At 66.7% G+C, this 12,269-nt stretch carries 8 protein-coding genes; all 8 read left to right on the forward strand.

The genetic code is table 11. The features are described 5' to 3' along the window. The first annotated feature begins 49 nt into the window (after positions 1 to 49). From ACLD02_RS06825 to pelG, 8 genes are read left to right on the forward strand one after another with little or no spacing between them, the layout of a single operon-like run. A complete protein-coding gene (locus tag ACLD02_RS06825; protein WP_410298268.1) occupies positions 50 to 2,818 on the forward strand; it encodes a bifunctional glycoside hydrolase 114/ polysaccharide deacetylase family protein in 2,769 nt (922 codons plus the stop codon). Continuing rightward, the gene (locus tag ACLD02_RS06830) at positions 2,781 to 3,677 is read left to right on the forward strand and encodes a tetratricopeptide repeat protein (RefSeq protein WP_410298269.1); all 897 of its coding nucleotides are present in this window, start codon (positions 2,781 to 2,783) and stop codon (positions 3,675 to 3,677) included. The genes ACLD02_RS06825 and ACLD02_RS06830 overlap by 38 nt, the downstream gene beginning before the upstream one ends. Then, a complete protein-coding gene (locus tag ACLD02_RS06835; protein ID WP_410298270.1) occupies positions 3,674 to 6,457 on the forward strand; it encodes a tetratricopeptide repeat protein in 2,784 nt (927 codons plus the stop codon). Before ACLD02_RS06830 ends, ACLD02_RS06835 begins: the two co-directional genes overlap by 4 nt. A gap of 20 nt (positions 6,458 to 6,477) precedes the next feature. Beyond that, positions 6,478 to 6,996: a hypothetical protein gene (locus ACLD02_RS06840; protein ID WP_203104766.1), complete on the forward strand. Its 519-nt coding sequence runs from the start codon at positions 6,478 to 6,480 to the stop codon at positions 6,994 to 6,996. Then, complete coding sequence (locus tag ACLD02_RS06845; RefSeq protein WP_410298271.1) at positions 6,996 to 8,336, forward strand: PelD GGDEF domain-containing protein; 1,341 nt, start codon at positions 6,996 to 6,998, stop codon at positions 8,334 to 8,336. The genes ACLD02_RS06840 and ACLD02_RS06845 overlap by 1 nt, the downstream gene beginning before the upstream one ends. Further along, a complete protein-coding gene (locus ACLD02_RS06850; RefSeq protein WP_410298272.1) occupies positions 8,329 to 9,321 on the forward strand; it encodes a tetratricopeptide repeat protein in 993 nt (330 codons plus the stop codon). Before ACLD02_RS06845 ends, ACLD02_RS06850 begins: the two co-directional genes overlap by 8 nt. Next, on the forward strand, positions 9,318 to 10,865 hold the full coding sequence (gene pelF / locus ACLD02_RS06855) for a GT4 family glycosyltransferase PelF (protein ID WP_203104763.1): 1,548 nt from the start codon (positions 9,318 to 9,320) through the stop codon (positions 10,863 to 10,865). Before ACLD02_RS06850 ends, pelF begins: the two co-directional genes overlap by 4 nt. Continuing rightward, positions 10,865 to 12,235, forward strand: coding sequence for an exopolysaccharide Pel transporter PelG (gene pelG / locus ACLD02_RS06860; protein ID WP_203104762.1), 1,371 nt, complete (start codon positions 10,865 to 10,867; stop codon positions 12,233 to 12,235). Before pelF ends, pelG begins: the two co-directional genes overlap by 1 nt. The last annotated feature ends 34 nt before the right edge of the window (positions 12,236 to 12,269 follow it).

Consider the following 12,269-nt stretch of genomic DNA (forward strand, 5'->3'; position numbering starts at 1 on the left):
CTGTATTGCTATCCTGAGTCTTTGCATAACAAAAAGGATAGCCGACGCCTTGACCCGACTGTTCCTCTCCTTGCTGCTGCTTGCCCTGGCCGGGCTGACACGGGCCGATCCGCCGTCCGCGGCGTTCTATTACGGGCCCGATATTCCCTGGCGTGAACTGGCCCTGTTCGATCTGACCGTGATCGAGCCGGCCCAGGCCAAGGCGCCGCCGGCGGACCAGGTGGGTCGGGTATATGCCTATGTAAGCCTGGGCGAGGTGCTGCCCTCCCGGGATTACGCCGCTGGCATTCGCCCGGAGTGGGTGCTGGGCGACAATCCGGACTGGCAAACCCGGGTGCTGGATTTGTCCAAGCCGGCATTGCGCCGGTACCTGATTGAGCAGGTGGTGGCGCCGTTGTGGCGCCGTGGCTACCGACGTTTCTTCTTCGATACCCTGGACAGTTACCGCCTGGGCGTGGAAGGCGAGGCGGCCCTGGCCGAGCAACGTCAGGGACTGGAAACCCTGATCCAGAGCATCGCCGCCACCTTCCCCGGCGCCCGCTTCATTCTCAATCGCGGCTTCGAGCTGCTACCGGCGGTGCACGCGCACGTGGACGCGGTGGCGGCGGAATCCCTGTACCAGCGCTGGCGTCCGGATCTGCGCCGTTACCAGGCGGTCTCCGAGGAGGACCGCCAATGGCTGCTGGACCGGTTCGCCGAGGTGCGTCAGCGCTATCAATTACCCACCATCGCCATCGATTACGCGCCGCCGGAAGACCGTGACGGCGCCCGGGAACTGGCGCGGCGTATCGCTGGCCACGATGTGATTCCCTGGGTCAGCAACCCGGCGCTGGACATGCTCGGCGTGGGCCGTCGCGAGGTGATGCCCCGGCGGGTCCTGATGCTGCATGGCACGCCACCGGGCGGCCCTTGGGAGCAATCCGAGCTGGTGCGCTACGCACTGATGCCAGTGCAGCACCTGGGGCTGGTGCCGGACATTCGCTATCAGGGCGGGGTGATGCCGGCGGGCACCCTGCGCGGTCGCTACGCGGGCATCATTACCTGGCTCAATGAGCCGGAACAGGTAAGCCCGCGGTTAGGTGTCTGGCTGGCTCGGCAGGCCGAGGCCGGAGTGCCGGTGGTGATGCTGGGCCGGCTGCCGGTGGCCGCCGGCGAGCGTGCCGCCGGGGTGTTCGGGCTTCAGCCCCGTCCGCAGCCGGCGGCGCCACCCCGGGTGGCGCGCCAGGCGCCGGAAATGGGGTTCGAGGCACCGCTGCCCGGCCTGTTGCAGGTGGCCGACGCGGTGGCGCTGGATCAGGGGCGCGGCCAGCCCTGGCTGACCCTGTCAGCCGGTGACCAGGAATACACGGTGGCGGCGGTCACCGACTGGGGCGGCTTTGCCCTGAATCCGTTCGTGGTCAGTTCGTTGCTGCCCACCGTGCAAAGCGACGAAACCGCCGAGCGCTGGTTGCTTCAACCCCTCGTTTTTCTGCGTCAGGCGCTCAAGCTGCCGCCCATGCCGATCCCGGATGTGACCACCGAGAATGGCCGTCGGCTGCTGTTCGCGCACATGGACGGCGACGGCTTTCCCAGCCTGGCGGAGGTTCGCGGCTACCGCAATCAGGCCGCCGGCGAGGTACTGCTACAGGAAATTCTCAAACGCTACCGGGTACCCACCACCCTCTCCGTGATCGAGGGCGAGGTGGCGGAAACCGGCCTCTACGCGGACCGTGCCGAGGAACTGGAGGACATCGCCCAGCGTATGTTTCTGCTCGATCACGTGGAAGCCGCCACCCATACCTATTCGCACCCGTTCTACTGGCGTGAGTCCCTGCGTCACCCCGATCAGGCCGCCAGCGCGGACGGCACCGCCCTGCGCCTGCCGATCGCCGACTACCGGCTGGATCTGGAACGGGAACTGGTGGGGTCGGCGGATTACATGAGGCGGCGCCTGCTGCCACCGGACAAGCCGGTGAAAATGGTGCTGTGGAGCGGTGACACCGTGGCCACGGAAGCGGCCCTGAAGATCGCCCGTGAGAACGGCCTGCTGAACATGAACGGCAGCGACACGGTGATTACCGAGAGTGCTCCCAGCTGGACCCTGATCAAAGGCATCGGTTTGCCCAAGGGCGATGAATACCAGGTGTTCGCCCCCAACCAGAACGAAAACCTCTATACCGGTCGTTGGCAGGGGCCCTTTTATGGTTATGAGCGGGTGATCGAAACCTTCCGGCTTACCGGCGAACCGATCCGTTTCAAGCCCATCGACATCTATTACCATACCTACATCGCCAGCAAGAACGCCTCCCTGACGTCCCTGAAAAAAGTCTACGACTGGGCCTTGGCCCAGCCGGTGAATCCGGTGTTCGCGTCCGAATACGTGGCCAAGGTGCTGGATTTCAACCGCATGGTGGTGGCCCGGGAAGGGGACAGCTGGTTGGTGCGCGGCGAGGGCGATCTGCGCACCCTGCGCCTGCCGGACGGCGTGGCGCCGCCGGCACTGGCCGATAGCCAGGGCGTGGCCGGCTACCGGGACCAGGCTCCCGGCCCCTATGTGCACCTGGCGGACGGGCAGGCCCGTTGGCGGCCGGGGCCGGACCACGCCCCGGGACTATGGGAGGCCAACGGTCGCCTGACCGGCTTCCTGCGCTTTGACGATGGTCTGACGTTCTCCCTGCGCGCTCATGTGCCGCTCACCTTTACCCTGATCCAGCCGGCGGGTTGCCGGCTGCGCCACCAGGGGCGCACCCTGAACCCGGTGGCCCGGGATGGCACGCATTACCGTTACAGGAGTGACCGGCGTGAGCTCGAAGAGCTACGGCTTCAGTGTGGCCCATGACCGCTGGCGGGTGATCGGTCCGCTGGAGTTGCTGGTATTGGTGCTCCTGGTGGTGCTGGTGTGCTGGCTGGTGTTTCCCCGCGATTTGTCCAGCATCCTGCGTAACGCGCGCATGGACGCGGTCACCTTGTCCTACGCGCGCACCTGGCTGCAGGCGCGACCGGACGATTATGAGCTGCGCCTGCTAATGGCCCGCGACCTGATCGAGCTGGGGCTGTTCGAGCAGGCCGAGGAGCAACTGGACTACGTGGCCGGGCAATCCGATCAGCGCGAGCTGCTCAATTTGCAGGCTTGGCTGCGCGCGCGCCTGCCGTTCGTGGCGCTGATGGCGGTGCCCGCGGAGGAGCGTGCCGATAGCCCGATCTCGGTGGAGGCCGGTTTCGCCCTGCGCCGCGTCGACCCGACCGACCTGGACGATGACGAGGTACGGCGCTACGCGGACATGGCCCTTCTGTTGGGCAATCTGGACGCGGCGGTGCGAGCCTACCATTTGCTGGCCGAGCGTCAGCCGTCGCCTTCCACCTGGTATCGCCAGGCGGCCACCGATCTGCTCGCCCATGGCCGCTACCGGGCCGCCGCCAATGAGTACCTGCTGGCGATGGAGAGCCAGACCGATCCGGCGCTACGCCGGGCCGATTTTCTACAAGCCCTGGCCACCTTGCAGGCCGGCGGGCTGCTGGATCAGGCGCTGGCGGTGGGTCGCCGCCAGGGGCCGGCGTTCGCGGATCAACCGGAGGTGCTGTACCGGCTGATGAACCTGGCGCGGGCCGCCGGCGACCACCGCCAGGCGCAGTTCTATGCCACCCGGCTGCTACGGCTGGACGCCGATCCGACGCCCGCGACGGGGGACGGTGCATGAGGCGGCTCGCAAGGCGGGTGCTGATGCCGGCGCTGCTGGGGCTGGCCGCCAACGCGGTGGCGGCGCCGGTGCCTTATGAGCAACGCTATTACGAGGATGGCTACCGGGTGTTCGTGGAGGCCGGCAATCTGCCGCGCGCCCGCCAGGTGGTGGAGAGCGCTCTCTACTGGCGCCCGGACGATCCGGTCTGGATTGAACGCCTGGGCCGGGTGGCCGGCTGGCAGGGGGATCTGGAAATCGCCCTGGCCGCCTGGCGCAAGCGGGCGGAAACCGATAATGACGAGAACGCCTGGCAGCAGGTACTGATCCTGGCGCCGCTCACCTACAACGACGAACTGACCCTGCGTGCCCGGCGCCGGCTGCTGGCCCGCCACCCCCGTGATCCGGAGCTGGTGGCCCGGGTGGCCGACGAATACGAGCGCCTCGGGCGCCCGGAGGAAGGGCTTGCCTTTCTTGATGATTGGCGCCGCCGTCACCCCAGCCCCGCCCTCTATCGGGCGTTGCAACGGCTGGCGGAAAACAGTGGCCAGGATCGGCGCGCGGCGGGCTATTACCGGGCCGCCATGGAGCGCCATGGCGTGGAGCCGGAGGCCGCCATGCGTGCCGCCGATCTGACCTGGTTGCAGGGCGAGCGGGCGCTTGCCTATCGTCACCTGGTGGAGGACGCCGAGCGCCTGGACTACCACCCCGGCGTGACCCGTCGGCTGGCGGTGATGGCCTCGGAGCAGGGCGATCTGGACGCGGCCCTGGCGCACTATCAGCGGCTGGACCGGCGCGGCGATGCCGGCGTGGCGGATTATCAACGTTATCTGCAATTGGCCCGTTACGGTGCCCCGGACCGGTTGGCGCACATTTTTGACCGGCTTTGGCGGGCCACCGGCGACCCGGGGCTGGCCCTGGCCCGCCTGGCTCTGCTGCGCGAGCGCGGCGATCGCCAGGCGCTGAGCGCATTCCTGGAGGAGCTGGACGACGATCAGCGTCGCCTGTTCATGGCGCGCCCGGATTTTCTGCGCGCCTACGCCGATTACCTGCTCGGCCAGGGCGACCTGGCCGGTGCCGAGCGCTTGCTGCGGCGGGCGTTGTCGCTGGCGCCCCGCGATGGCGATACCCGGCTGGCCTGGCTGTGGTTCCTGATCGCCAGCGGTAACGACCGGGAGCTGGCAGTGACGCTGGCGGACGCGGAGCCGGGCTACCGCCAGCGTCCGGCTTACTGGGAGGCGCTGGCCGCCGCCAACCTGGCCTTGGACCGGCCGGAGGCGGCGTTGCGTTATCAGCGCGCCCTGCTGGCCCGCGACCCGTCCGACTGGCGCCGCCGCTGGGCCTATGCCCAGACCCTGCTGGCCGCCGGTCGTGACCGCCAGGCCTGGCCGGTGATGCGCGCCCTGTGGCGGGAGCCGCCCGCCGAGGCGGACATTCCCCCGGCCGCCCGTTCCCTTTACCGGGAAATGCGTTCCGCCCTGGCCAGCCGGTTCGAGGCGGGCGACGGTCAACTGCGTTTTCAGCAGCGCGCCTGGGCCGACACCACCGAGGCGGAGCGCGCCGACCGGGCCGAATGGCTGGCCCAGTGGGCCCTGGCCATCGACGCTCCGGAGCTGGCCCGGCGCGGCTACCGGCTGCAGCGCCATTGGCGTGGCGGCACCCTGCCGGCGGGGTCGGCGTTGGCGCTGGCCAACCTGGAAAGCGACTATCTGCGTATCGGTGCCTTGCGCGCGGAGCGCGCCGGAGCGCTTACCGCCGGTGAGCGGCTCGACGCGGACACCACGCTGGGCCGTGAACGTCTGGCGGCGGCGGAGCTGGCCGAGCAGCAGCGTTGGGCTCCGGAGCGGGCGGATCGGCACCCCCAACAGGAGAGCCTGTTACTGCCGGCCTCAAAGCGTCTGAATCTGGCACTGGAGCGCCGGCGCCTGGGGCCCCTGGCGGTGGACGACGAAAGCCTCGGCCAGAACCTGCCCCTGGGGGATCGCTGGGCCTGGGGCTGGCGCGCCGAACAACGCCATTTCAGCAGTGAAGACGAGACCCGCCTGCGGGTGGACGAGACCGCCCGGCGCCTGGAATTGACGGCCGGGCGCCAGGGCACGGCGCTGGATGCCGGCGTGACGCTGGGCTGGGAGCAACGCTTCGACCGTGACGACGCCGATCTGCGGTTGACCCTGGAAGGAGACCCGACGGCCCGCTGGGACTGGCGCTTTCAATACCGGTGGCGGGCGGCGGCGGACGAAAGCTCCGAGTTGCTGTTGGCGGGCCGGCGCGATGGCCCGTCCCTGGACCTCACCTGGCGGCCCGGCAGCCATTGGAACAATGGCCTGTCCCTGGCTCATTATGATTACCATGACCTGGACGACGATGCCCTGGGTCAGGGCTGGCGGGCCAGCGCCCGGAGCACCTGGCGCCCGTGGCGCTCGCGCTGGTCGCCGGGGCTGCGCCTGCGCCATACCCGGGCGGGCTTCTCGGGGCAGCGGCCGCTGACCCTGGAGGCGGAGCTGGCGCGGCCCGACGCGGCGGATACGCCGGCGGTGCCGGAGAGTTATCACGAAACCGAGCTGGCGTTGTTGCTTGGCTCCCCGGACCTGCATGCGCGGCCCCATCGGCTGCAGGCCTGGGCGGAACTGGGCCTCACCGACAACAGCCGCTCCGGGCTCGGCTTCAACGGTCGACTGGGGGCCGAGGGGCCGTTACTGGGCCGCGACGCCTGGCGGCTGTACGCGGAGCGAGGGTTGAACACCGGTGGCGCCGAGGAGGACAGCCACCGGTTCGGCCTGGAATACGAATTTTATTACTAGCATCGCCAAGGAGAACCACCATGAAATTGCCATTGCTAGCCCTGTGCGCCGCCGCGCTGGCCCTGGGGGGCTGCGGCACCCATGCGCGCACCGCCCAGGATGTCCGGCTGGAGCGCGATGCTACCTGGCTGGTGCTGCCGCTGGTGAACCGCACCAGCACGCCGCAGGCCGGGCTGCGCGCCCAGGCCATCACCGAGGCGGTGTTGGCCCGGCACGGTGCCGCGCGGGTGGAAAGCTATCGCGATGACAGTGGTGACGGCGTGTTGTTCGAAGCCAGCTCACCGGAAAGCCGCCAGGCCATGCGCGACTGGGTGGCGGCCCGCCAGGGGCGCTACGTGGTTTCCGGCGTGGTGCACGAATGGCGCTACAAAACCGGCGTGGACGGCGAGCCGGCGGTGGGCGTGATGCTGGAGATCCGTGACCCCGCCGGTCAGCTTCTTTACACCGGCACCGCCGCCCGCGCCGGCTGGGCCCGCCAGTCGCTGAGCGAAACCGGCCAGCGGGTGATCGACAAGCTGGTCGCGCCGGTGCTGGATTAATGGCGCGAGTGTTTCGCAAGTACCGCCTGGCCAGGCTGCTGTCGCCGGAACGCATCGGTCCCATGGCCTGGCTGGAAGCGCCGCTACTGGTGGTGGCGGCGGTGGGCATCGGTTTCCTGGTGCGCCCGGATGACCCGCTGATCTTCACCGGCGGCATTCGCTGGAGCATCGTGGTGGTGCTGGTGGTGGCGTTGCGTTATGGCTCGCTGATCGGCTCCACCGGCATGTTCACCCTGGTGGCATTGTGGTTCGTGTGCCAGGCCCTGGGGCTCTATCCGGGCATGCCATTCCCTGAACTCACCTTCCTGGGCGGTTACATCATTATCCTGATCACCGGCGAATTCGCGGACATGTGGCGGGTGCGCCTGATGCGCGCCGAAAGCCAGGCCGCCTACGCCGAGGAGCGGCTGCGCAACCTGACCCAGCGGCACGTGCTGTTGCGTTTGTCCCATGATCGGCTGGAGGAGAACCTGCTGGTCAAACCCTACACCGTGCGCGATGCGCTGCTGCGCCTGCGCGACGTGGTGATGGACGAAAGCCATCATGAGGCGCTGCCCGGCGGCGAGGAACTGCTGAACCTGCTGGCCGAGTACTGTCAGCTCCAGCGCGGTGGCCTGTACCGGGTCAAGAATGGCCGGGCGGTGCCCGAGCCGGTGGCGTTGCTAGGCAACAACAGCCCGCTGGATCAAGGCGATCAGATGTTGCGTCACGCCCTGGACTATCGTCTGCTTACCCATGTCCAGACCGGCGAAACCATGGAGGGCTACAAGGGCCATTACTGGGTATGCGCTCCGGTCATGAACAGCGGCGGTGAGCTGATTGGCGTGGTGGTGGTGGAGCGCATGCCGTTCCTCTCCATCCACCATGAGAATCTGCAGTTGTTTGGCCTTTTGCTTAACTTCTACGCCGATGTGGTGCACCACGGACCGGTGGTCGATGAGCTGTGTGACATCTGGCCGGACCTGCCGCCGGTGTTCGGGCGTGAGTTCGAGGCGCTGCGCCGGCTGGCGGAGGCGCGCAAGGTCGACACCACGGTGTTGCTGCTGAGCCCCGACGAGTCGGAGCAGGCGCGCCAGATCGTCAGCGCCTTGAATCGCCATCGGCGTGCGATGGATGGGTATTGGTGGGTGGACTGGGACGGTTACGTGCTGATGCTGTTGATGCCCACCACCGGGGTGTACGGGTTCGAGAGTTATCTGCGCCGCATCGAGCAATGGCTCAAGGAAGATTTCGGCATGGACACCCTGGCCCAGGCCGGCATCCAATACACGCACCGTTTCCTGGATGAGCGCCCGGTGAAGGAGCAGCTTCGCGATCTGTTGGGGGAGGTCCATGTTTGACGTGCGCCTGCTGATCTATGCTCTCCTGGTGGAGCTTGCGGCCATCGTCACCCTGTTGGCGGGGCAGGTCGGGTTGCCGTATTTCATTGCCTACCTGGCGATCCATGGCTTCGCCGCCACGCTCATGGCCACGGGCATCTGGTTGAGATTTCCGCGCAGCTTCCGCGATCCACCGCTGCTGTCGTGGCTGCTGGTATTCTCCGTCGCGTTCTTTGTCCCGGTGCTGGGCGTGGTCGGCCTGATCGGCGGTGTGTTGCTGGGGTACATACTGCCCGCCCCGCGTAAAAAAACGCCGTTCGTGGAGGTGCCGCCGCCGGCGTTCACTCCGGTGCAGGCGTCGTCGAGCGGTAATTTCCGGCAAGGGGATCTGAAGACCCTGTTACTGGCCTCGGACGCTCCCACGGAGGTGCGATTACAGGGCATGCTGACGGTGCGCAACATGCCCACCCGGGTCACCGGCGGTGTGCTGCGCGAAACCCTGGGCGATCGTGTCGACGATGTGCGCCTGCTCGCTTACGGCATCCTCGACCAGAAGGAAAAGGCGCTCACCGGACAGATCGATCGGGCTCTGACCCTGCTGGAGAGCGCCGGTCCGGCCCGCCATTACCGGTTGTATCGGAGTCTGGCCGAGCTGTACTGGGAACTGCATTTCCAGGATCTGGTACAGGGCGATATCCGTGAGCTGGCGTTACGGCGGGCCCTGGAATTCACGGATCAGGCGCTGGCGGAAAACGATGCCGACGGCGGCCTGTGGCTGTTGCGCGGGCGCATCATGATGAGCCACGAACGGCTCGACGAAGCCGGTGAGAGTTTTCAGCGTGCCCTGGATGTGGGGCTGTCGCCGTCCCGGGTCAATCCCTGGCTGGCGGAGCTGGCCCTGTGGCGGGGACAATACGTCAAGGTACGCGCCTTGATGACGGTCATCGCCCAGGACACCCAGTTCAACAATCTGAGTCCCTCGGCTCGCTACTGGAGCCTTTCATGATTCTGCGCCAGGCTGACAGCGCCGACATCTGCCTGCTGCTCGAAGGCACCTTCCCCTATGTCAGCGGTGGTGTGTCGAGCTGGGTGAACCAGATTATCCAGGGCTTCCCCGAATACCGGTTCGCCTGTTGTTTCGTCGGTAGCAAGCCCGAGGACTACGGCGAGATGAAGTACCGGCTGCCGGACAACGTGGTGCACCTGGAAACCCATTACCTGTATGACCCCGCCGCCGTGCCGGAGAGCAGGCCGATGCGCGGTAACCGCGAAGCGTTCCGAAAACTGACGCGGTTTCATACCCTGGTCCGGGAGGGTGTGGTCAGCGAGGAGCGCAACCGGCTGTTCACGGAACTGGTCTCGCAATTGGGGGACAAGGGTGACCTGTCCGAGCGCGCCTTTCTGCACAGCCGTGAAAGCTGGGAGATGATCGCCGACCAATACCGTGGCCATTCCCGCGACCCGTCCTTCGTCGATTACTTCTGGACCGTGCGCATCATGCACGCGCCGATCTGGGTGCTGCATCGCATCGCCGAGAACCTGATTCCCGCCCGGCTCTATCACAGTGTCTCCACCGGCTACGCCGGTTTTCTCGGCGCCTTGCTCAAGCGCCGCACCGGCCGTCCGCTGCTGCTGTCCGAGCACGGTATCTACACCAAGGAACGCAGGATCGACCTGTTCCAGAGTGAATGGATCAGCGACAACCGGGGTCTGGTGGAGAAGAACCATACCGAGATGGCCTACTTCCGGGAGAAGTGGATCAATTTCTTCCAGGAGCTGGGGCGCGAGTGTTATCAGGCCTCCGACCGGATCGTCGCGCTGTACGACATTAACCGGCAGCGCCAAATTCTGGACGGCGCGCCACCGGAACGCACCCGTAACATACCCAATGGCATTAATCTGGCCGCCATGGAGCCGGTGCGCGCGGCGCGCTCCGAGGACATTCCACCGGTGGCCTGCCTGATCGGTCGGGTGGTACCGATCAAGGACATCAAGACCTTCCTGCGCGCCATGCGAACCCTGGCCAACCGCCTGCCCGAGGCCCAGGGCTGGATCGCCGGCCCCGAGGACGAGGACCCGGAATACGCCGCCGAGTGCCGCGCACTGGTGTCCAGCCTGGGCCTGGAAAAGCATGTGCGCTTCCTGGGCTTTCAGAAAATCGCCGAGCTGCTGCCCAAGGTGGGCGTGGTGGTGCTCAGCTCGATCAGCGAGGCGTTGCCGCTGGTGTTGCTGGAAGGGTTCGCCGCCGGTGTACCGGCGGTTTCCACCGACGTGGGTTCCTGCCGCCAGTTGATCGAGGGCCTGGATGAGGAGGACCGTGCCCTGGGCCGGGCCGGCGAGGTGGTGCGCATCGCCAGCCCGGAGGCGCTGGGCAACGCGGTGGCCGATCTGCTCACCGATCCGGTCCGTTGGCACGCCGCCCAGCAGGCCGGTATCCGGCGCGTGGAGCGCTACTACACCCAGGAGATGATGTTCGACGCCTACCGGGGCCTGTACCAGGGGCTGCTCGCCGCCGGTGATGAAGACGCCGCCGCGCGGGGAGGGCGCTGATGGCGGGCATCGGCTTCGAACTGCGCAAACTGATGCGCCAGGACAGCCTGCTGGGCATGTTGCGTGCCTACGCCTATGCCGGCGTGATCGGCTCCGGGCCCTGGGTGCTGTCGATCCTGGGCATTCTGGCCACCGGGCTGCTGACCTTTTCGGTGGTGACGCCGGCGGCGGCGGTGACCCAGTTCCAGGTCACCATCACCTACATCATCGCTTTCAGCCTGATTCTCACCGGCACTCTGCAGCTGGCGTTCACCCGTTTCTGCGCCGATCGCCTGTTCGAGAAGCGCAACGACCTGATCCTGTCCAATTTCGGTGGCGTCACCCTGCTGGTCACGGTGGTCGGCGGGGTGCTGGCCACCATCGCGGTGCTGTGGCTGTTTCCGGAGCAGAGCGTACTGTTCCGGGTGGTGCTGGTGGCGGCCTTCGTGGTGGTCAGTAACATCTGGATCGCCACCATCTTTCTCTCGGGGATGAAGCAGTACCGGGCCATCGTGCTGCTCTACGCCCTGGGTTACGGGCTGACCGTGGGCACCGCCTTTCTGCTGCGCGGCTATGATCTGGAAGGGCTGCTGCTCGGGTTTCTGATCGGCCAGGTGGCGCTGCTGGGTGGCATGCTGGTGCTGATCACCCGGGCTTTCCCATCCCGCCGCTCGGTATCGTTCGAGTTGTTCCAGCGCGGCTGGCTGTACCCGAGCCTGATGTTGGTGGGGTTGCTGTTCAACGCCGGGGTGTGGGCGGACAAGTTGATGTTCTGGTTCGACCCGGCCACCGGCAGCCCGGTGATCGGCCCGCTGCGTGCCTCGCTGATCTACGACATTCCGGTTTTCCTGGCCTACCTGTCGCTGATCCCGGGCATGGCGATCTTCCTGGTGCGCATGGAAACCGACTTCGTCGAGTACTACACCAACTTCTACGATGCGGTGCGCCAGGGGGGCTCGCTGTCGTACATTGAGGACATGCGCAACCGCATGGTGGCCACCATCCGCGTGGGGGTGTTCCAGATCATCAAGATCCAGGCCATTGCCGCTCTGCTGATCATGGTGGTGGCTCCGGACATCTTCGCCGCCCTGGGTATCTCTACTCTCTACCTTCCCTTGCTCAAGGTGCAGCTGGTGGCCGCCGGATTGCAGGTGGTGTTCCTGGCCATCATCAATGTGTTCTGCTATCTGGATCAGCGCGCCATTCTGGTGGTTCTTACCGGCCTGTTCCTGGTGCTCAACATCCTGTTCACCGGCATCAGCCTGATGCTCGGGCCGCAATTCTTCGGCTACGGCTTTCTGATGGCGCTGGCGGTGTGCGTGATTCTGGGGCTGTGGCTGGTGGAGCGCAGCATGGGGCGCCTGGAATACCAGACCTTCATGCTCCAGTAGGGCCGGCCTGACCCTCTATCGGGGACCTCGGCGA

It is taken from the genome of Alloalcanivorax sp. C16-2, from assembly GCF_046507615.1.
Classification (GTDB): Bacteria; Pseudomonadota; Gammaproteobacteria; order Pseudomonadales; family Alcanivoracaceae; genus Alloalcanivorax; species Alloalcanivorax marinus_A.

Coding starts and splice junctions, on each gene's coding strand:
- ACLD02_RS06835 (WP_410298270.1), top strand. CDS start 3,674: ATGAGGCGGCTCGCAAGGCGGGTGCTGATGCCGGCGCTGCTGGGGCTG.
- ACLD02_RS06840 (WP_203104766.1), top strand. CDS start 6,478: ATGAAATTGCCATTGCTAGCCCTGTGCGCCGCCGCGCTGGCCCTGGGG.
- ACLD02_RS06845 (WP_410298271.1), top strand. CDS start 6,996: ATGGCGCGAGTGTTTCGCAAGTACCGCCTGGCCAGGCTGCTGTCGCCG.
- ACLD02_RS06850 (WP_410298272.1), top strand. CDS start 8,329: ATGTTTGACGTGCGCCTGCTGATCTATGCTCTCCTGGTGGAGCTTGCG.
- pelF (WP_203104763.1), top strand. CDS start 9,318: ATGATTCTGCGCCAGGCTGACAGCGCCGACATCTGCCTGCTGCTCGAA.
- pelG (WP_203104762.1), top strand. CDS start 10,865: ATGGCGGGCATCGGCTTCGAACTGCGCAAACTGATGCGCCAGGACAGC.